General features: G+C 66.5%; 16 protein-coding genes, 2 tRNA genes and 1 riboswitch. Of the genes, 6 read left to right on the top strand and 12 right to left on the bottom strand.

Annotation, left to right across the window (positions count from 1 at the left end; translation table 11 throughout):
• Positions 1–3 precede the first annotated feature (3 nt).
• The 6 genes from ArtHe_RS03210 to ArtHe_RS03185 form a co-directional block, all read right to left on the bottom strand.
• A tRNA-Asn gene (locus ArtHe_RS03210) sits at positions 4–79 on the bottom strand.
• A gap of 127 nt (positions 80–206) precedes the next feature.
• Positions 207–279: transfer RNA gene (locus ArtHe_RS03205), tRNA-Asn, on the bottom strand.
• Positions 280–385: 106 nt separating this feature from the next.
• The gene (gene dnaG / locus ArtHe_RS03200) at positions 386–2,380 is read right to left on the bottom strand and encodes a DNA primase (RefSeq protein WP_248318746.1); all 1,995 of its coding nucleotides are present in this window, start codon (positions 2,378–2,380) and stop codon (positions 386–388) included.
• Between the two features lie 61 nt (positions 2,381–2,441).
• Positions 2,442–3,725 (bottom strand): deoxyguanosinetriphosphate triphosphohydrolase, encoded by a 1,284-nt coding sequence (locus ArtHe_RS03195; protein WP_248318745.1) that lies wholly within the window; start codon positions 3,723–3,725, stop codon positions 2,442–2,444.
• Between the two features lie 6 nt (positions 3,726–3,731).
• The gene (dusB, locus tag ArtHe_RS03190) at positions 3,732–4,904 is read right to left on the bottom strand and encodes a tRNA dihydrouridine synthase DusB (protein ID WP_248318744.1); all 1,173 of its coding nucleotides are present in this window, start codon (positions 4,902–4,904) and stop codon (positions 3,732–3,734) included.
• A gap of 53 nt (positions 4,905–4,957) precedes the next feature.
• Positions 4,958–6,340, bottom strand: a complete 1,383-nt coding sequence (locus ArtHe_RS03185; protein ID WP_248318743.1) for a YibE/F family protein — start codon at positions 6,338–6,340, stop codon at positions 4,958–4,960.
• Positions 6,341–6,548: 208 nt separating this feature from the next.
• On the opposite strand from ArtHe_RS03185, the gene ArtHe_RS03180 reads away from it, so the two are divergent.
• From ArtHe_RS03180 to ArtHe_RS03170, 3 genes are read left to right on the top strand one after another with little or no spacing between them, the layout of a single operon-like run.
• Positions 6,549–7,226, top strand: a complete 678-nt coding sequence (locus tag ArtHe_RS03180; protein WP_248318741.1) for an ATP-binding cassette domain-containing protein — start codon at positions 6,549–6,551, stop codon at positions 7,224–7,226.
• Complete coding sequence (locus ArtHe_RS03175; RefSeq protein ID WP_248318740.1) at positions 7,226–9,349, top strand: YhgE/Pip domain-containing protein; 2,124 nt, start codon at positions 7,226–7,228, stop codon at positions 9,347–9,349. Before ArtHe_RS03180 ends, ArtHe_RS03175 begins: the two co-directional genes overlap by 1 nt.
• Positions 9,350–9,400: 51 nt before the next feature.
• Complete coding sequence (locus ArtHe_RS03170) at positions 9,401–9,964, top strand: TetR/AcrR family transcriptional regulator (protein WP_066302554.1); 564 nt, start codon at positions 9,401–9,403, stop codon at positions 9,962–9,964.
• A 110-nt stretch (positions 9,965–10,074) separates the two neighbouring features.
• Here ArtHe_RS03170 and ArtHe_RS03165 read toward each other — a convergent pair whose 3' ends face one another.
• The 3 genes from ArtHe_RS03165 to ArtHe_RS03155 form a co-directional block, all read right to left on the bottom strand.
• Entirely contained in the window at positions 10,075–10,980 is a 906-nt protein-coding gene (locus tag ArtHe_RS03165; RefSeq protein WP_248318738.1) for a GNAT family N-acetyltransferase, read from the bottom strand.
• Entirely contained in the window at positions 10,980–12,368 is a 1,389-nt protein-coding gene (locus ArtHe_RS03160; RefSeq protein ID WP_066302551.1) for a glycine--tRNA ligase, read from the bottom strand. Before ArtHe_RS03160 ends, ArtHe_RS03165 begins: the two co-directional genes overlap by 1 nt.
• A gap of 158 nt (positions 12,369–12,526) precedes the next feature.
• A complete protein-coding gene (locus tag ArtHe_RS03155) occupies positions 12,527–13,513 on the bottom strand; it encodes a DMT family transporter (protein WP_248318737.1) in 987 nt (328 codons plus the stop codon).
• A 97-nt stretch (positions 13,514–13,610) separates the two neighbouring features.
• On the opposite strand from ArtHe_RS03155, the gene ArtHe_RS03150 reads away from it, so the two are divergent.
• Positions 13,611–13,841, top strand: a complete 231-nt coding sequence (locus ArtHe_RS03150) for an RNA-binding S4 domain-containing protein (RefSeq protein WP_248318736.1) — start codon at positions 13,611–13,613, stop codon at positions 13,839–13,841.
• On the opposite strand, the gene ArtHe_RS03145 is transcribed toward ArtHe_RS03150, so the two are convergent.
• Positions 13,838–14,491 carry an alpha/beta hydrolase-fold protein gene (locus ArtHe_RS03145; RefSeq protein ID WP_066302654.1) on the bottom strand — a complete coding sequence of 218 codons (654 nt, stop codon included), beginning with the start codon at positions 14,489–14,491 and terminating at the stop codon, positions 13,838–13,840. The two genes, ArtHe_RS03150 and ArtHe_RS03145, sit on opposite strands and share 4 nt — an antisense overlap.
• 74 nt (positions 14,492–14,565) lie before the next feature.
• On the opposite strand from ArtHe_RS03145, the gene ArtHe_RS03140 reads away from it, so the two are divergent.
• Positions 14,566–15,495, top strand: coding sequence for an SGNH/GDSL hydrolase family protein (locus ArtHe_RS03140; protein ID WP_248318734.1), 930 nt, complete (start codon positions 14,566–14,568; stop codon positions 15,493–15,495).
• A 12-nt stretch (positions 15,496–15,507) separates the two neighbouring features.
• Here ArtHe_RS03140 and ArtHe_RS03135 read toward each other — a convergent pair whose 3' ends face one another.
• Complete coding sequence (locus ArtHe_RS03135) at positions 15,508–16,632, bottom strand: homoserine O-acetyltransferase (protein ID WP_248318733.1); 1,125 nt, start codon at positions 16,630–16,632, stop codon at positions 15,508–15,510.
• 8 nt (positions 16,633–16,640) lie between these two features.
• Positions 16,641–17,957, bottom strand: coding sequence for a bifunctional o-acetylhomoserine/o-acetylserine sulfhydrylase (locus tag ArtHe_RS03130; protein WP_248318731.1), 1,317 nt, complete (start codon positions 17,955–17,957; stop codon positions 16,641–16,643).
• A gap of 68 nt (positions 17,958–18,025) precedes the next feature.
• A riboswitch (SAM riboswitch) is annotated at positions 18,026–18,143 on the bottom strand.
• Between the two features lie 145 nt (positions 18,144–18,288).
• Here ArtHe_RS03130 and ArtHe_RS03125 point away from each other — a divergent pair.
• Entirely contained in the window at positions 18,289–18,930 is a 642-nt protein-coding gene (locus ArtHe_RS03125; protein ID WP_066302542.1) for a VOC family protein, read from the top strand.
• Positions 18,931–19,035 lie beyond the last annotated feature (105 nt).

Here is a 19,035-nt window from a genome sequence, read left to right as displayed (position 1 = left end):
AGGTGGCTCCCCCGACTGGACTCGAACCAGTAACCCTTCGATTAACAGTCGAATGCTCTGCCAATTGAGCTACGGGGGAAAGCGGCGACATCAGTCTACAGGAGTTTCAGGCTGTCACCGAACCGTTGCTCCTGCCTCCCGCCGTCGGACACCCGGCAGGAAGAAGGCTCCTGACCTGCATTTTCTACAGGTCAGGAGCCTATTTGCTCCCCCGACTGGACTCGAACCAGTAACCCTTCGATTAACAGTCGAATGCTCTGCCAATTGAGCTACGGGGGAAAGCGCGACTATTACTCTACAGAGGATCCGTCCAGAAATGAAATCCACGCCATCCCCGGCGGGCCGCAGACTGGGATGCCGTGGCCGGGCCGGTGTGCAGCTGCTGCTACTGGATCTCCCGCAGCGCCCGGCGCTGCATCTCCAGCTCCATAAGTTCACGGTTCAGCTGCTGGAACAGGGCCGGATCCGCGCCCGGATCCAGCCGCTGGAGCTGGCCGAGCTTCTCAGCCTTGAGGTGGGTCACCTGGAGTTCAAAGAGCCGGTTGAGAATGTCCCGGCAGTACAGCGCCAGGGCGTCCGCGTCCCGGGCCGGAATCGGTGTGACGGCCAGTTCGCTGACAAAGCCGCGCAGCGCATCCGGAAGCTCCTGCCGCACCTGCTCCACCCATGCCGCCGGCGACGCGGGAACCATGCCGGCAGCCCGGATCGCGTTGTGCACGGCAACGTACGCCGGGACGGTGAACCGTGCGGCCTTGAACCGTTCCCATTGACCCTCGTCCAGCAATCCCGGCTGCTGCAGGACCACTTCCAGCGACTGCCGCTCCATCCGCGCCGCCGGATCATTGGGATCAGGGCGTGCGAACGCCTGCTGCGCCGGCGCCGCAGGCTGGCCCGGTTCCTCACCGGGATGCTGCTGGCCGGCATACTGCTGGCCGGCCTGCTGCCCCGGATTCTGCCCGCTGGGCCGCTGGGACCGGTCCGGACCGCCGCGCTGTGCGCCGTTGCCGGTGTCCCGGGCATCCTGCCGGGTGCCGGTTCCCTCGCGCAGCCGTTTGGCAGCCGAATTAACCGCCCGCAGCACGTCGTCCACTTCGCTTCCCAGCCAGCCCGCCAGTTCGCGGGCATAGGCGGGGCGCATTGCCGGATCACGGATGTCCGCTACGACCGGAGCTGCCGCGCGCAGGGCCGCGATCCGGCCCTCCACGGTGTTGAGGTCGAACTTTGCCAGGGTGGAACGGATCGCGAACTCGAACAGCGGGCGCCGGGACCGGATGAGCTCCGCGACGGCGGCATCCCCCTGCTGCTGCCGGATGTCGCACGGATCCATACCGTTCGGATCCACCGCCACGAAGGTTTGGGCGGTAAAGCGCTGATCTTCCTCGAAGGCACGCAGGGCTGCCTTTTGGCCGGCGGCGTCGCCGTCGAAGGTGAAGATGACCTCTCCCCCGGTGCCGTCGTCGGACAGCAGGCGGCGGGCGATCTTGATGTGGTCCGTACCGAACGCGGTTCCGCAGGTGGCGACGGCGGTGGTGATGCCGGCCAGGTGGCAGGCCATCACATCGGTGTAGCCCTCCACCACCACCAGCTGGCGGTCCTTGGCGATGGAGCGTTTGGCGAGGTCGATTCCGTAGAGGACCTGCGATTTTTTGTAGAGCGGGGTTTCCGGGGTGTTCAGGTACTTCGGCCCCTGGTCGTCCTCGTAGAGCTTGCGTGCGCCGAAGCCGATCACCGCCCCGGTGAGGTCGCGGATCGGCCAGATGAGCCGGCCGCGGAACCTGTCATAGAAGCGGGAGGCATCGGACCCGGTGGAGAACATGCCGGTCTGTGCCAGTTCCTCCCGGGTGAAGCCCTTTGTGGTCAGGTGCTTCAGCAGGGAGTCCCAGCCCTGCGGTGCATAGCCCACACCAAAGTGCTCGGCGGCGGCCGGGTCGAAGCCGCGTTCCTGCAGGAAGCTGCGGGCTGCCGCCGCCCCCGGGGTCAGCAGTTGGGTACGGAAGAACTCGGCCGCTACCTTGTGCGCGTCCAGCAGGCGCTGCCGCTTGCCCACGTCCTCCCGGCGGGGGCCGGTCCCGCCGTCTTCGTAGTGCAGTTCGTAGCCCAGCCGGGCGGCCAGCTTCTCCACGGTTTCAGAGAAGGACCCGTGGTCCATTTTCTGGACGAAGGAGATGACGTCGCCGCTTTCGCCGCAGCCAAAGCAGTGGTAGGTGCCCACCTGCGGGCGGACGTGGAAGGACGGAGAGCGTTCGTCGTGGAAGGGGCACAGCCCTTTGTAGGAGCCGATTCCGGCGGACTTCAGCGTGACATATCCATCCACAACCGCCTTGATGTCGGTGCGGGAACGTACTTCGTCAATGTCTTCGCGTTTAATCAGGCCGGCCATACATCCAGCTTATTCTCCTGTGCCAAATTGACCGGTCAGGACAGGTGCCGCTGTGGACGGCTCACCACAGTGCCGGAACCGGGCCAACCAGCCGCTCGTGCAGCGCCAGCGCGGAGCCGTCGGTGAGCGACGCGACCTGGTCGATGACCACGCGCAGCCGGGCGCCGTCGTCCTCCGCTGCCCGCCAGTCCGCGGCAAACATCGGCTCCAGGTGGCGGTCCCCCGTGGCGGCGAGCTGAGCCACCAGGTTGGTGAGGACCTCGCGCTGGCGTTCGTAGAGCGGCTGGCGCTGGTCGGTGGTCATCACGAATGTGGTGGCCAGGCCCTTCATCACCGCGATTTCGAGCTGGGTTTCCTCGGGTACCACCATTTCGGCGTTGTACCGGGTGAGCGGGTCGGTGCCGTAGATTCCGCGGGTCGCTTCGAGAGCGCTGGAGCAGAAACGGCCGATGAGCTGGCTGGTCATGTCCTTCAACGCGGCCATCGCCCGCCGGCTTCCGTCGGATTCCCGCACCCAGACGGCCTCGGCTTCGAGCCGGGCCAGCGCTGCCTCGACGGCCGCCGTTTCAGCCGTGGGGACATACCACTGCTGGGTGTAACCGATCACCCGGGCGCGCTGGTCCGGATTGTCCAGCCACTTGAGCTGGACGTGCCCAGCGACGATCGCGTCCTCGACGTCGTGCACGGAATAGGAGATGTCATCGGCCAGGTCCATGACCTGGGCTTCAAGGCAGGAACGCCCGGCGGGAGCTCCGTCCCGGAGCCAGGTGAAGACCGGCAGGTCATCCTCGTAGACGCCGAACTTGGTGGTGCGCTGGCCGTTGACGAGGGGGGCGTCGACGGCGGACCACGGGTACTTGCAGGAGGCGTCCAGGCTGGCCCGGGTCAGGTTCAGGCCTGCCGGAGAGCCGTCCGGAGCGATGATCTTGGGTTCCAGCCGGGTCAGCAGCCGCAGGGTCTGGGCATTGCCTTCAAACCCTCCGATGGCATGCGCAATATCGTTCAGGGCCGACTCGCCGTTATGCCCGAAGGGAGGATGCCCCAGGTCGTGCGAGAGGCAGGCCGCATCAACGACGTCGGGATCGCAGCCCAGCGCGTTGCCCAGCTCCCGCCCCACCTGGGCCACTTCCAGGCTGTGGGTCAGGCGGGTCCGGACGAAGTCGTCGGTATCCGGGGCAACCACCTGGGTCTTCGCGCCCAGCCGGCGCAGGGCAGAAGAGTGCAGCACCCGGGCACGGTCGCGTCCAAACTGGGTGCGGTTGGTGCTTTTGGCCGGTTCGGTGACCCAGCGTGCCAGGTCGACTCCGGTGTAACCGGCGGTGCGGAAAGCCTGCGGAAGGGTCATATGGAGTTAGCCACCTGAAATATCGAGTTCGGCTGCCGCGATGATGGCCTTCTGGCTGGGGTTCAGTTCCCGTCCGTCGAGCCAGCCTTCCGGCAGGGCTGTTTTCTTGGGCGTGCCGGCCCGCCCGCGGGGGCCTTCGGCGTCCGCCCCCGGGTAGGGAGCGGTGGGATCCAGTTCGGCCAGAAGTCCGCGCAGGACCTCGAGGGAGGGCACAGTGGCCAGCTTAGCCCGCAGGTCTCCCCCGACGACGTAGCCCTTGAAGTACCAGGCCATGTGTTTGCGGATGTCCCGCAGGGCGATTACTTCGTCGCCGAAGGTCTCCACCAGCAGCTCGGCATGGCGGTAGACGCTGTCCGCCACTTCCTTCAGGCCGGGCCGGTGCCGCTCATCGCGGCCTTCAAAGGCAGCCTGGAGGTCAGCGAACAGCCAGGGACGGCCCTGGCAGCCGCGGCCAATCACCACACCGTCCACGCCGGTCTCCTCGACCATCCGGACGGCGTCCTCAGCGGACCAGATGTCCCCGTTGCCCAGCACCGGGACATCCGGCAGCGCTTCGCGCAGCTCGGCGATGGCATTCCAGTCCGCCTTGCCCGAATAGAACTGGGAAGCGGTGCGCCCGTGCAGGGTCACGGCGGCCACACCGGCGTCGCGGGCGATCCGGCCGGCCTCAAGGAAGGTGAGATGGTCGTCGTCGATACCCTTGCGCATCTTGATGGTCAGCGGGATATTCCCCTTGGAGGCTTCCCGGACGGCGGTCTGGACGATCGCGGTGAACAGGTCCAGCTTCCAGGGCAGCGCGGATCCGCCGCCCTTGCGGGTGACCTTGGGAACCGGGCAGCCGAAGTTGAGGTCGATGTGGTCTGCGCGGTCCTCCTCCACCAGGATCCGGATGGCAGCACCGACCGTCACCGGGTCCACGCCGTAAAGCTGAACGGAGCGGATCGACTCATCGTCGTCGTGCTCGATGATGCGCATCGACTCCGGGGAGCGTTCCACCAGGGCCCGGGAGGTCACCATTTCGGTGACGTACAGGCCGCCGCCGTATTCGCGGCACAGCCGCCGGAAGGCCCGGTTGGTGATGCCGGCCATGGGCGCCAGGATCACCGGCGTCTCCACGGTCAGCCGGCCCAGCTTCAAGGGCGGCAGTTCAAGCCTGAGATTTGGGGTCGCAACAGTCACGTTCCTATTCTCTCAACCCTGTGCAAATCCTGCTCGCCCTGTGGCATCGCCGGCTAGTCCCGGGCCGGCAGCACCCCGGCGGAGTCGGCGGAATCAGCGGAGTCGGCGCCGGCGGCGCGGCGTGCCTGGGCCAGGCGCCGGGGACTGGGCGGGGCGCCGGCGTCGGCGCCCGCTTCCCTGCTCGAAGCACCGCCTGCCTTTTCATCTTCCCCGCCACGCGGGCTGCCCACGGCCTTAACCACCAAAACGGCGACGGCGGTGGTTACCGGGATGGCCAGGACCAGGCCGATCGAACCCACCAGGGTGCGGATGACCTCCTCCGCCAGTTCCCCGCCGGTCAGGGACTCCAGCACGGTGCGGTCATAGAGCGAGACCAGGATCAGCACCGGCAGCGCGGCACCGGCGTAGGCGAACGCAATGGTGTAGACGGTGGAGGCAATGTGGTCCCGGCCCACCCGCATGGCACCGCTGAAGAGGCGTTTCGCTGAGGCTCCCGGGGCCAGTTCGTACATCTCCCACACTGCGGAGGACTGCGTGATCGTCACGTCGTTCAGCACCCCGAGGCCGGAAATGATGAGCCCGCACAGGATGATGCCGGAGATGGAGAGCTGATCCGAGGCATTGATGAGGGTATAGGCGTTCTCATTGTCGACGCCGATCAGATGGGCGGCGTCGGTGGCCCAGGCCGCCAGCCCGGCCGTGATGGCCAGGCCGAACAGTGTTCCCAGCAGTGCGGTGGAGGTACGTGCGGAGAACCCGTGCGCGAAGTAGAGGACGCCGATCATGATCACGCTTGAGCCCACCAGCCCCAGCAGCAGCGGCGGTTTGCCCTCCACCAGCCCGGGCAGGATAAAGCCGGCGAGCACGGCGTATGCGCCGCCCAGCCCGATCAGGGCCCGCAGTCCGCGCCAGCGCGCGACGGCGATCACCACAGCCGCGTACAGGACGGCCAGGAGTGCGATGGGCACGCTCCGGACGAAGTCCATAAAGATGTAGGGCGGCGCCCCGCTGTCCACCATGACGTTTTCCAGGTTGAGGTAACGGACAGTGTCGCCGGCCTCCACGGCGTTGGTTTTCGCAACCTCCGGCGGCACCTCGACCGGTACAGCAGCCCCGCCTCCGGACGGAAGCGTATAGGCGACCTGGCACTGGGGGGCCTGGACGCCGGCCTGGGTCAGGGTCGCGGACGAGGGGCAGTCCTCCACCGAGACCCGCTGGACGGAACCGGTGTCGATGCTGACGCCGTCGGCCGTGGCATACGGATCGGCGACGTTGATTTCCTGGGCCTGCCCGCCCGGCCAGAGCAGCAGCATCCCGACGGCGGCCAGCAGTCCCAGGGGAACCAGGATCCAGGCCAGCAGCCGGTTGGCCCGGCGCCGGGCGGCGAGCGCGGCCCGGGTCGGTTCGCCGGTGGCGGGGAGATGACTGTGTCCCATGCTGTTTCCTCACTGGTTCCTCGGCGGACCAGGTGCCCGGCGGGATAAGCATCCCCATTCTCCCAAGCCGGAGAACGGATGCCGAATCCGATGCAGGACTTGGTCCGGACTTGCGTTAGACTGACTGGTCAGATCAAACTGACTGGTCAGTACAAATTGAATGATCCAGTCCCGGCCGGGGTTTCCCCGAATCCCAGAAAGGCACCATGTGCAACCGGTAATCACCGCGGAGGGCCTCAGCCTCTCCGCCGCCCGGGGCCGTGTTTACGGCCCGCTCAGCTTCGATGTGCCCGATCCCCTCAGCGTCTTCTGCGGCCCGGCCGGCAGCGGCCGCACCAGCCTGCTGCTCACCCTCGCGGGCCGGATGAAGGCCGGGAGCGGAACCCTGAAGGTGCTCGGCCATGCACTCCCCCGGGAGGCCCGTGCCGTGCAGAAGGAAACGGCCATCGCCGGATTCGCCGGCATTGACGAACTGGAGCCGGGCGTTACCGTCGGCCAGGCCGTGCGCGAACGGATGGCCTGGCTCGCTCCGTGGTGGACGTTCGTGCCGAAAACCACTGACCGCCAGGTCTCCCGGGTCTGCGGCCCGGTCTTCGGCGGGCGCCACATCCCCCCGGCGTCTGCCGTGATCTGGAACCTCGATGAGGCGGACCAGTTCCTGCTGCGCATCTCCCTGGCGCTGCTCAGCGGGCCGCGCATCCTTTTCGTCGATGACATCGAGCAGGTCCACAGCGCCGGCGCCCGCCGCCTGGTCTGGGAACGCCTCGCCGCCATCGCGGCCGACGGAACCGCCGTCGTCGTCGGTGCCGCATCCCAGGATTCCGGCCTGTGGGAGAACCTTGATCCCCAGCCCTCCGCTCTGCTCCTCACCCAGGAGGTCAACTGATGTTTGCCCTGTTTTCCCCCGGCACCGAGCTGAGCCGGTTCCGCCGCGGCACGCTGCCGAAGATCGCCGTCGTCGTTATGCTCTTCATTCCCCTCATCTACGGCGCGCTGTACCTGTGGGCCTTTGACTCCCCGGACAAGCACCTGGACGGCCTCTCGGTAGCCCTGGTCAACGAAGACGCCGGCGCAGACCGCGACGGCGAACAGCTCAACGCTGGCAAGGAGCTGGAACAGAAGCTCCTGGACGGCGCGGATCTGGACTGGCACGCCACGGACGCGGCCGACGCCGCGGACGGTGTGGAGGACGGCACCTACTACCTCTCCCTCACCATCCCCGAAGACTTCTCCGCCAACGCGGTTTCCGTCGGCACTGACAATCCCGTCCCCGCACGGCTGAAGGTCGCGTACAACGACTCCAACAACTTCCTGGCCGGTGTGCTCGGCAAGCAGGCCATGGCCCAGGTGCAGGCTGCCGTTTCCTCGGAACTGGGCGACCAGGTGTCCTCGACGCTGCTGGTTGGCCTGAACGACGCCGGCTCCGGCCTGCGTGACGCCGCGGACGGCGCGGGCGAACTCAGCACAGGCATCGACTCAGCAGTCGACGGCGCCGGTCAGCTCGTGGCCGGGCTGGACAGCCTGGCCGACGGCACACTGACCCTGCAGGACGGCGCCTTCCGGCTCTCCTCCGGCGCGGGCCAGCTGGCTGCCGGCCTGTCCGACCTGACCGCGGGCACCTCGGCCCTCTCCTCGGGCAGCAGCACCCTTTCAGCCGGCGCCGATTCGCTGGCCGGCGGAACCGCAACACTTTCCGCCGGCGCCTCCGATGTCGCCAACGGTGCCGCGGCACTGGATGCAAACCTCGGAACCCTCTCGGACAAACTCGGCGCAGCTGTGCCCCAGGCAAAATCCCTGGACACCGGCGCGTCCCAGGTCTCTTCGGGGCTGAACCAGGTTGTCGCCGCAGTCAAGGCCTCGGACCCCAACAGCCCGCTCCTCGCCCAGCTTGAACCGCTGGCCGCAGGCGCGCAGCAGGTGGCGGGCGGCACCTCCTCCCTCCAGTCGGGTATCGCTGAAGCAGCCGCAGGCGCCGGGCAGCTCTCGGCCGGCAGCTCCACACTCTCCGACGGTGCGGCCCAGGTGGCCGCCGGAGCCCAGTCCGCCGCAGGCGGCGCGTCAGAGCTTTCCGGCGGCGCAGCAACTCTTGCCTCCGGCGCCGCGCAGGTTGATGCAGGCGCACGCAGCGCCGAAAGCGGTGCCAACGAACTCGCCGCAGGTGCCAGCACCCTGAGCGGCGGCACGACCGACCTTGCCTCCGGTGCCGGCGAACTGCTCGACGGCGGCACGGCACTCTCCGAAGGCGCCGAGCAGCTCTCCGACGGCAGCCATACCCTGGCCGATGCCCTGACAGCCGGCGGCCAGGCGCTGCCGGAAGACTCCAGCGACCTGATCGATGCCAAGGCCTCCGTCGCCGCCAACCCGGTGGAGATGGATACCGAGTACACCAGCGAGGCAGCCAGCTTCGGCGAAGGGTTTGCTCCCTTCTTCCTGGCCCTGGCCACCTTCGTGGGTGCGCTCATCACCTGGCTGCTGCTGCGGGCACTGCCCACCAGGGCCCTGGCCGCCGGCGTGTCCGGCTTCCGGGCCGCCGCCACCGGGCTGATCCCGGCACTGGCGATCGGCCTGGGCCAGGTCATCATCATGATGGCCGTGCTGGTCTGGGGCCTGGACATCCACCCGGCGTACCTGCTCGGCACCGGCGCGTTCCTCTACCTGACCACTGTGGCGTTCCTGGCCCTGCAGCAGATGCTGATCATTGTGCTGGGCACGGCAGCAGGACGGGTCGCCTCCCTGGTGCTGCTGATGCTGCAGCTGAGTTCCTCCGGCGGTACCTACCCGGTGGAGACAACGCCCGGATTCTTCCAGGCCCTGCACCCGTACATGCCGGCCACCTATGTGGTGAACGGCCTCCGGGCACTGATCACCGGCGGAGTGGATGCCCGGATGTGGATCGCGTTCGCCTTCCTGGCAATCCTGACCGTCGTCTGCGTCGTGATCAGCTCGCTGAGCGCCGGCCGGCAGCGCATGTGGACGATCAAGCGGCTGCATCCGGAGCTGCACATCTAAGATCGACTGAGAGAACCAACGCACACACGCCTCGTATAAAGGACACTTTGCATGCCACGCGTTTCAGCCACCAAGCGGTCAATCCTCGATGCCGCGGTAGAGCTGGCCTCCCTGCACGGGATCACCGGCACCACCATGGAGGACGTGGCCGTGCGTGCCGGCGTCGCCAAGGGCAGCGTTTATTACAACTTCTCCTCCAAGGACAAGCTGTTTGAGCAGCTGCTGCTGGACGGTGTGGGAACCCTGGCGGAGACCCTGCGGGAGGCCAGAGGCACGAAAACCGGCGCCCCCGCGCTGCGGTCCATGGTGGATGCCATCCTGGAACTCGTCTCCCGCAACCAGCCGATGGCCAAGCTGATCGCGGCGGAGATTTTCCGGACCGACAGGTCCTGGCAGTCGCCGCTGCAGCTGGTGCGCCGCGAAGCGCTGGCGGAGTTCGTGGCGGTCATCCGGCACGCCCATCCTGACCGCCCCGACGCCGAGCTGATGGCAGGCACCGTGTTCGGAGCAGTCCTGGTAGGCGGCATCGAATGGCTGGTCTTCAGCCCGGACCGCACGCTTCAGGAGGTCTCGGATTCGGTGATGTTCATGCTCTCCGGCCATCTGGTCGGCTAGCCGCGAAACCACGAAAGGCCCGCACATAACGACGGCGCCGGTCCCCTGAAAAGGGGGCCGGCGCCGTCGTTATCTGCAGTTGTGGCTGAAGGCGGTGACTGAAGACGGTGCTAGCTGCTGAGAATCAGCGTGTCCCGGCCGTCCTGCCGGGCAGCGCCCGAGGCAAGGAGCGGTTCCAGGACCCGGACCAGCGCGGTCATCGATTCGTCGACTTCCAGCTGCACCGGGTACTGGTAGGCAACCATGGCCAGCAGGGAGGCCACGGCGGCTTCCGCCTCGGATTCCTCCAAGGTGGTGTCATAGCCCAGCAGCACGTCCGCCGGAGCGTCCGCCCGTTCGGAGGTGTAGCTGACGGCGAACGCGGCGATTTTGCCGCCCTCCGCCTTCGGCTTATCCCGCAGCACCACGGCCCCCGCGGCACCGGCCGCGTCGTTGAGCAGCATCTGCTGCGCCCGGCCCAGGCTCATGTCCGCGCGGTCCCAGTCATGGACGGCGTTGTAGAAGTCCGCCACGGCGCGGGTCAGTTCCACCGACCCGGTGGCGGCTTCCTCCAGCTGGGGTCCGTGGTCTTCGAACACCGGCAGTTTCAGCTTGCCGGGTTCCACAATCACCACGCGGGAGCGCTGGATCGGTTCCAGGCCCGCAGCGGCGGCAAAGGCAGCACCCGGGGTACCGGGCTCAACCTTGGCACGCAGCTTCGTGACGCGGGACGGTGCGCTTTCAGCTTCCTTGCGGAGCATGCCCAGCAGGGTGGATCCCAGGCCGGCGCGCCGGTTTTCGCGCGCCACCTCGATGTACACCCAGAGCCGGTCGGGATGCAGGCTGGTCTCATAGACCACACCCGCCGCCACCGGCACGCCGTCGTCCTCCGCCACAATGCAGCGGCTCCACGGTTCGTTGGAGGACGGCCGCAGCACGGCCCGGAAGTGCCCGGCTTCACCGGTCTCCGGATCGCCCCAGAGCTGGACCAGCGCCAGGTCATCGTCCTCGCGCCATTCCCGGAAAGTCAGTGCCATTACGCTCCGATCAGCCGTTCGGCGAGGTAACCCTCAACCTTGTCGAGGCTGACACGTTCCTGGGCCATGGAGTCGCGCTCGCGCACGGTCACAGCCTGGTCCTCCAGGGTGTCAAAGTCCACGGTGATGCAGAACGGAGTACCGATCTCATCCTGGCGGCGGTAACGGCGGCCGATGGCGCCGGCGTCGTCGAAGTCGATGTTCCAGTTCCGGCGCAGCTGCGCGGCGAGGTCCTTGGCCTTCGGGGAGAGGTCCTCATTGCGGCTCAGCGGCAGCACCGCGGCCTTGACCGGCGCGAGGCGCGGATCCAGCCGCAGGACAGTGCGTTTGTCCACGCCGCCCTTGGCATTGGGGGCCTCGTCCTCGGTGTAGGAATCGACCAGGAACGCCATGAAGGAACGGGTCAGGCCGGCGGCGGGTTCGATCACGTACGGGGTGAACCGCTCGTTGGTGGCCTGGTTGAAGTAGCTCAGCTCGGTGCCGGAGTGCTTGGAGTGCGTACCCAGGTCGAAGTCGGTGCGGTTGGCAATGCCTTCCAGCTCGCCCCACTCGGAACCCTGGAAGCCGAAGCGGTATTCGACGTCGGTGGTGCCCTTGGAGTAATGGCTGAGCTTTTCCAGCGGGTGCTCGAACAGGCGCAGGTTTTCCGGCTTGATGCCCAGTTCCGTGTACCAGTTCAGGCGGGTTTCAATCCAGTACTTGTGCCACTCTTCATCCGTGCCGGGCTCAACGAAGAATTCCATCTCCATCTGCTCGAACTCGCGGGTGCGGAAGATGAAGTTGCCCGGTGTGATCTCGTTGCGGAAGCTCTTGCCGATCTGGCCAATGCCGAACGGCGGCTTCTTGCGGGAGGTGGTGAGCACGTTGTTGAAGTTCACGAAGATGCCCTGCGCGGTTTCCGGACGCAGGTAGTGCATGCCCTCTTCATTGGCGACCGGACCCAGGAAGGTCTTGAGCAGGCCGGAAAATTCCTGCGGCTCGGTCCACTGGCCCTTGGTGCCGCAGTTGGCGCAGGCAATGTCCGCCAGTCCGTTCTCCGGCGGGCGGCCCTTCTTCTCTTCGTATTCCTCTTCGAGGTGGTCTGCGCGGTAGCGCTTGTGGCAGCTCAGGCATTCCACCAGCGGATCAGAGAAGACCTCAACGTGGCCGGAGGCTTCCCACACAGCGCGCGGGAGGATGACGGCCGAGTCCAGGCCGACGACGTCGTCGCGCCCGCGGACCATGGACTGCCACCACTGCTTCTTGATGTTCTCTTTGAGCTCCACGCCGAGGGGCCCGTAGTCCCAGGCGGAACGCGAACCACCGTAGATCTCACCCGACTGGAAAACGAAGCCCCTGCGCTTGGCGAGGGAGATGATCGGATCCAGTTTGGATTTGGTCGAAGCCATGGAATGGTACCGCCGTTCTTTCGTGTCACGCAGGCCGCTGGGTGCGGTCCGCTTCTGATCCCGTTTCCGTCCCTGGAACCCCGGCGGACGTGCGCGGGGAGGGCGGTGGAGGGCAAAACCTATAGATACCAGCTTAAGGTCAAGGCAGCGAAAGGGGGCTATCGGCGCGCACGCCGCCGCAGCGGGCGGACACCGGGCATATTCCAGGGCAGCGTGGCGACGACGATCGCGGCCAGTGTCAGGGCGGTGCCAAACACAGTCGCCGCCACAACAGTGGAGCCCGGGGCAGGGAAGGTGAGGTCCAGCAGCAGCGAGCCGGTCAGCTGCCCGCCGATCAGGCCGAGGCTGGTCAGCAGCACGCCCAGCGTCCGCGCCAGCATGGCTCCGACGCCGATAAAGATGCAGCCCAGCGGTCCGCCGAGGTAATACCACCAGGTATCCGGCAGCGGGTTTCCGAATCCGGACACCGCCACCTTGATGAGCCAGATAGTCAGCAGCGCCGCGAATCCGGCGACGAAGTTCACCAGCGTGGCGGTGATCGGCGTTCCGTAATGCATACCGCTGGTGCCGTTCATGGCCTGCTGGAAGCTCATGGCCATGCCGGCGCTGAGTGGCAGCAACACTGCCAGCAGCCACTGGCCGGTGTCAGCGGTGCCGGTGATTTTCGGGCTGACCGCCCAGGCGACGGCCGCGATGGTGAGCACGGCGCCGACCACCCGCATCAGGGTCAGGGCCTTCTTTCCACCCGGCCCGATACCCATCCGGTCCACCACCAGTCCGGTGAGGGTCTGCCCCGCAACGGTGGCAACGGTGAAGACGGCGACGCCGAGCACGGCGATCGTGAGCGTCTGGGTCAGGACGAACCAGGCGCCAATCACACCCGCGAGGATGTAGATCCGGGGAAACCGCCGCTCGCGCAGCGCAGGAAGGATCTGGGTGAAACCGGCCCGGCCGCGCGGGAGGACCGCACTGACCAGCAGCATCACGGCCAGCCCCATCCCGAAGTTGACCGTGGCTGCGGCCAGACTGTCATCCAGCGCAGTGCTTAGCGCACCGTTCACCCTGGACTGGGCGGGAATAGCCATCCCGGCCAGCAGGGCCAGGGGAAGGCCGACGGCGGCGGGAAGGCGGGAGGACTGAGGCACCGTTAAACCCTACGCCTGCCCTGAGGTCCGGGATGCCCGCCGTGACCTCAGCGGATAAAGGGAGTCTGCCCCGCGGATTCTCCGGCAGAATAGAGCCATGAGTTCAACCGATCCCCAAGACCTTCCCATCCGCGACGACATGATCCGCCTTGGCCAGGCGCTGAAGCTGGCAAACCTCGCCGAAGACGGCATCGACGCCAAAGAACTGATCGAGAACGGGTTTGTTAAGGTCAACGGCGAGATCGAAGAGCGCCGCGGCCGACAGCTTCATACCGGTGACACCATTGAGGTGAACGGGCAAACGGTTCGGATCGCTTCCGGCGGTTAGCGCCGGCCCAGGACGGTGTGCGTCAGGAACTCCTTGACGTGCCCCAGTTCCTGCATGCTGATGCTGTGTCCCATCCCTGCGTAGAGGACCTTTGTCAGCTTGGTGTACCCGTTGAGCCAGCCGTGGGTGTATTCCACCCGTGCTTCGTCAATGACGGGATCCGCCTGGTCCCGGCCCCAGAAGAACGGCACCTTCAGTTCTGCCAGTTCCTCGTCGTGGAAGAAGGCGTTGCCTTCGGCCGGGACCACAAAACCTGAGAGGCCGACGACGGCGGCAAACTCCTCCGGCCGGTGCCGCAGCAGCGTGCTGGCCACGGCCATGCCCATCGAGAAACCGAGCAGGGTGATGCTGCTGTGCTGGTCCTTAACGCCGTCCAGCCAGTCGGAGACGTCCTGAACGGCTGAGACAACCCGGTCCACGGAATAGTCCGGCTCGTTCATGAGCGGGAACCAGGTGTATCCGGGGCCCAGGGCCACCGGTGCGCGGACAGAAGCCACTGTGAACTCCCCGGGCAGGTAACCGGCCAGGCCCATCAGGTCTTCTTCATTGGCCAGGTATCCGTGGAAGAGGACCAGCAGCGGGGTTCCGGCCCGCTCCTCCTCAGGCTTCGAGTAGAGCACAACCGGATTCCAAGGAGTGTTTTCAGTCATGAATTCCATTCTGGCATGCGCCTGCGCGCAACCTACGGTCGCGTAGCCAGGCCCCGGCCCGCAATCATGGACAGGTGACCGAAAATCTTCAGCGCCCTTCGCTGCGCCCCAACCAGGAAAACAGCACCACCGATCCGGCTCCCCGGACAGAGCCCGGACCTTCTCCGGAGCATCCGGGACATCCCGACCACCCGTTCAACCGCTACGTCGCCCTCGGTGATTCATTCACCGAAGGCATCGGCGACCCCAGCCCGGAAAGCCCCGGAGGGCACCGCGGCTGGGCCGACCGGGTGGCGGAAGAGCTCGCCCACGGCCACAAGGATTTCGCGTACGCCAATCTGGCCATCCGCGGCCGGCTGCTGAACCAGATCATCAACGAACAGCTCGAGCCCGCCATCGACCTGCACCCGGATCTGGTGACCATCTGCGCCGGCGGCAACGACGTGATCCGCCCGGGCGGCGACCCCGACCGGCTGGCTGAGAAGATGGACGGCACCATCGCCCGGCTTCGTGAGACCGGCGCCACCGTGGTCCTGTTCACCGGCCCGGACATCGGCGCTACTCCGGTCTTGGGCAGCGTCCGCGGCCGCGTCGCGATCTACAACGAGAACCTGCGCACCGTCGCGGCCCGCCATGACGCCGTCCTGGCCGATATGTGGGCGCTGCGGGAACTCAGCAATCCACAGATGTGGGCCCCTGACCGGCTGCATTTCTCACCGCTCGGGCACCACACGATCGCTGCCATGGTGCTGGACACGCTCGGGGTGGACCATTCGCTCGAACCCCATGCGGTCAAGGAAGCCACCCACAAAAACTGGCGGACAGCGCGCTCGGAAGACCTGGTCTGGGCCCGCGAATATCTGGTTCCCTGGGTTGTCCGGCGCGTGCGCAAGCGGTCCTCCGGTGACGGTATTTCACCGAAACGGCCCGATGCCGGGCCGTTCTTCGGTTCCGGCATGCCGCAGGGTTCCGGCGAGGCGGCAGACACCCTCGGCCAGGTCTAGGCGGAGAAGCCGCTAGGCGAAGAAACCCTGCTCCAGGACGTCTTTGAGCTGCAGGACATCGGTGAGGAATCCGTCGTGTCCGATCGGCGCGTTGATCAGGTGGACCCGGTGCTCCCCCGGCAGGGCTGCGGCCAGTTCAGCGGACTGTTCCGGAAAGTACAGCCGGTCGCTGTCGACGGCGGCTATCAGGAACTCTGAATCGGTGACCGAGAGGGCCTCGGCCAGGCTTCCGCGTCCACGGGTAACGTCGTGGCTCATCAGCGCTTCGGTGAGGATGACGTAGCTGTTGGCGTCGAATCTGCCGGCGAGTTTCTGTGCCTGGTGATCCAGGTAGCTTTCCACCTGGTACCGGCCGCGCTCCGCGGGGAGCGCTGCTGCCAGCGGATCCTCACCCGGCTGCGGGGTCCTGCCGAACCGGTACTGCAGCTCGGCTTCGGACCGGTAAGTGATGTGGGCGATCCGGCGGGCCAGGCCCAGCCCGGCCAGCGGTGCCCGTCCGTTGTAGTAGTCGCCGCCGTTGAAATCAGGGTCCAGCCGGATCGCGGAGACCTGCGCCTGGGCAAACGCGATCTGCTCCCCTGTGCTGGCCGCCGTGGCAGCGATGACTGCGCACCGGGCGACCCGGGACGGTTCAGTCACCGCCCATTCCAGTGCCCGTGCCCCGCCGAGCGATCCGCCCAGCACGGTGTGCCAGCGGCGGATACCCAGCTGGTCGGCCAGGCGGGCTTCCGCCCGCACCGAGTCCCGGATGGTGACGAACGGGAAGCGCGATCCCCAGGGCAGCCCCTCCGGATCGGCCGAAGCAGGTCCGGTGGAGCCGTAGCAGCCGCCGACCATGTTTATCGAGACAACGAAGAAGCGGTTGGTGTCCACTGTGTGTCCCGGACCCACAAAACCGTCCCACCAGCCCGGTTCGTCCGTCTGTCCCCGGGCAACGTGCGTGCTGCCGGTCAGGGCGTGCGGAATCAGCACGGCATTGGAGCCGTCGGCGTTCAGCCGCCCCCAGGTTTCGTATCCCAGCACCACGTCCGGCAGCACGCCGCCGGTCTCCAGTTCCAAAGTTCCGATGGAGGCGTACTGCAGCACCCCGTCGATGGTGCTGACGGGGTGCTGCGGTGCGGGTGGATACGTTGTCACGCTGTTCTTCATGCTCCCTTGGCGGCGCGGAAACCGGCATCGAGGTCCGCGATGATGTCATCCAGGTGTTCCAAACCGACCGAGAGCCGAACCAGGCCCGGGCTGACGCCCGCCGCTGCCTGCGCTTCGGCGCCCAGCTGGCTGTGGGTGGTCGACGCCGGATGGATCACCAGCGAACGGACGTCACCAACGTTTGCCACGTGGGAGTGCAGTTCCAGTGCGTCGACAAAACGCTTTCCGGCTTCCACTCCCCCGGCGATCTCGAAGGAGACGATGGCGCCGGTGCCGCGGGGTCCGTACTTGCGTCCGCGTTCGTACCACGGGCTGGACTCAAGGCCTGCGTACGCAACCGAAACGACGTCGTCGTGCCCAACAAGCCACTGTGCGACGGCGGCGGCGTTGCTGACGTGCCGTTCCACCCGCAGGCTCAGGGTCTCGAGGCCCTGCCCGATGAGGAAGGCATTGAACGGCGAGACGGCCGAACCCAGGTCGCGGAGCAGCTGGACCCGCGCCTTCAGGATGTAGGCCAGGTTTGCGCCCAGCACGCCGTCCGCGCCGAGGTCCCGTGCGTACACCAGGCCGTTGTAGCTCTCGTCAGGGGTGTTGAAGCCGGGGAACTTCTCCGGGTCGGCCCCGAAGTCGAAGTTGCCCGAGTCCACAATGACCCCGGCGATCGCTGTGCCGTGTCCGCCGAGGTACTTGGTGGCCGAATGCACCACGATGTCCGCGCCCCACTCGATGGGACGGATCAGGTACGGCGTGGAGAGGGTGTTGTCCACGATCAGTGGGACGCCGGCGTCGTGCGCAACGGCGGAGATCCCTTCCAGATCCAGGACATCCTGGCGCGGGTTGGAGACGACTTCGCCGAAGAACGCCTTGGTGTTCGGCTGGACGGCGGCACGCCACTGCTCCAGGTTGTCCGGGTCAGCCACGAAGGTGACGTCAATGCCGAACTTTTTCAGGGTGTGCTTGAACAGGTTGTACGTTCCCCCGTACAGGCTGGGACTTGCCACAATGTGGTCCCCGGCCTCGGCGACGTTCAGGATGGCGTACGTTTCGGCGGCCTGGCCGGAAGCCAGCAGCAGTGCCCCCAGACCGCCTTCCAGCGACGCGATCCGGTTCTCCACCGCTTCCTGCGTCGGGTTCCCGATCCGTGTGTAGATCGGAGCCAGCTCGGCCAGGGCGAAGCGGTTTGCCGCTGCTTCCGCGCTGGGGAACACGAAGGACGAGGTCTGGTAGATAGGCAGGGCGCGGGCGCCGGTTGCGGCGTCAGGCTCCTGACCTGCGTGGATCTGGCGGGTTTCGAACGACCAATTGGCAGACATTTTGCTCCCTTTATGACCAGGGGCCCCACAGGAAGCGATGCCGGAGGAAGTCCGGAAACGAGACGTGTGGCCCGCGCTTGCCGTGACACCCTTTTGGTGTCCGGCCAGGTCTTCACCCGGGGCACCCCACCGCGGTTGGAGGGTTGCCGGCCAGCAAGCCGGGGCTATCTGCTGGCACTCATGACCTGTACCCATAGAACCAACGGACGCCCAGTTGCGCAACCCATATGACGCAGCGTGAAATCTGCGTCTTCATGTAATGCAGCACGGTTTTAGTGAGCTTAGGGTTGCCTTAGTCGAGACACAGGTCACAACGTGTCAAGATGTTCGCATGCGCCTGGATCACGTCTCTTATGCCTGCGAATCCGACGGCCTGCTGGCCACCACGGAACGCATTGCTGCTGCCCTTGGAACCGAGTACGTCAAGGGTGGCGTCCACCCCCGTTTCGGCACCCGCAATATGATCCTGCCCCTGGCGAACCACCAGTACATCGAGGTGGTGGAAGTCCTCAACCACCCCGCGTCCGACAAGGCTCCTTTCGGCCAGGCCGTCCGTGCCCGGTCCGAAGCAGGCGGAGGCTGGATGGGCTGGTGCGTCGAGGTTGATGACCTGGCTCCCTTCGAGGAACGACTGGGCCGGTCCTCGGTTCCGGGAAACCGGAAATTCCCCGACGGCCAGGAACTGACCTGGCGGCAGATCGGCATCAACGGCCTGATCGCTGATCCGCAGGTCCCGTACATGCTGCGCTGGGACGAGGACAAGGCAGATCTGCACCCGTCCCGTGCCCTCAACGGAACAGTGTCTCTGGACTCCCTGACCATTGCCGGTTCTGCCGCGCGGGTCACCGAGTGGCTGGGCATGCCCGTCGAGGAACCGCTGGAATCCGTGGACGTCACCTGGGTTTCCCCCAAGGGCACCCCCGGCATTATGTCCGTGACCTTCGGAACGCCTTCGGGGCTTGTGGAGATCTAAAGCCGTTAACCCGGATATCTCTCGGCCTAGGGACTCCCCTGCCACATGGGGACAATCCTGCGCAGCGTTCCCCTCCACTTCTGGACTTTCCTGCCGCCTCGGGAT

The organism is Arthrobacter sp. Helios, assembly GCF_023167125.1.
GTDB classification, from domain to species: domain Bacteria; phylum Actinomycetota; class Actinomycetes; order Actinomycetales; family Micrococcaceae; genus Arthrobacter_B; species Arthrobacter_B luteolus.
Note: the sequence above shows the minus strand (reverse complement) of the source record. Positions and strands in the feature narration are given on the sequence as shown.

Bases quoted from the DNA above. Each gene is read 5' to 3' on its own strand.
- ArtHe_RS03185 (WP_248318743.1), bottom strand. From the start codon at position 6,340: ATGGGACACAGTCATCTCCCCGCCACCGGCGAACCGACCCGGGCCGCG.
- ArtHe_RS03160 (WP_066302551.1), bottom strand. From the start codon at position 12,368: ATGGCTTCGACCAAATCCAAACTGGATCCGATCATCTCCCTCGCCAAG.
- ArtHe_RS03170 (WP_066302554.1), top strand. From the start codon at position 9,401: ATGCCACGCGTTTCAGCCACCAAGCGGTCAATCCTCGATGCCGCGGTA.
- ArtHe_RS03150 (WP_248318736.1), top strand. From the start codon at position 13,611: ATGAGTTCAACCGATCCCCAAGACCTTCCCATCCGCGACGACATGATC.
- ArtHe_RS03130 (WP_248318731.1), bottom strand. From the start codon at position 17,957: ATGTCTGCCAATTGGTCGTTCGAAACCCGCCAGATCCACGCAGGTCAG.
- dnaG (WP_248318746.1), bottom strand. From the start codon at position 2,380: ATGGCCGGCCTGATTAAACGCGAAGACATTGACGAAGTACGTTCCCGC.
- ArtHe_RS03125 (WP_066302542.1), top strand. From the start codon at position 18,289: ATGCGCCTGGATCACGTCTCTTATGCCTGCGAATCCGACGGCCTGCTG.
- ArtHe_RS03175 (WP_248318740.1), top strand. From the start codon at position 7,226: ATGTTTGCCCTGTTTTCCCCCGGCACCGAGCTGAGCCGGTTCCGCCGC.
- ArtHe_RS03145 (WP_066302654.1), bottom strand. From the start codon at position 14,491: ATGACTGAAAACACTCCTTGGAATCCGGTTGTGCTCTACTCGAAGCCT.
- ArtHe_RS03195 (WP_248318745.1), bottom strand. From the start codon at position 3,725: ATGACCCTTCCGCAGGCTTTCCGCACCGCCGGTTACACCGGAGTCGAC.
- ArtHe_RS03165 (WP_248318738.1), bottom strand. From the start codon at position 10,980: ATGGCACTGACTTTCCGGGAATGGCGCGAGGACGATGACCTGGCGCTG.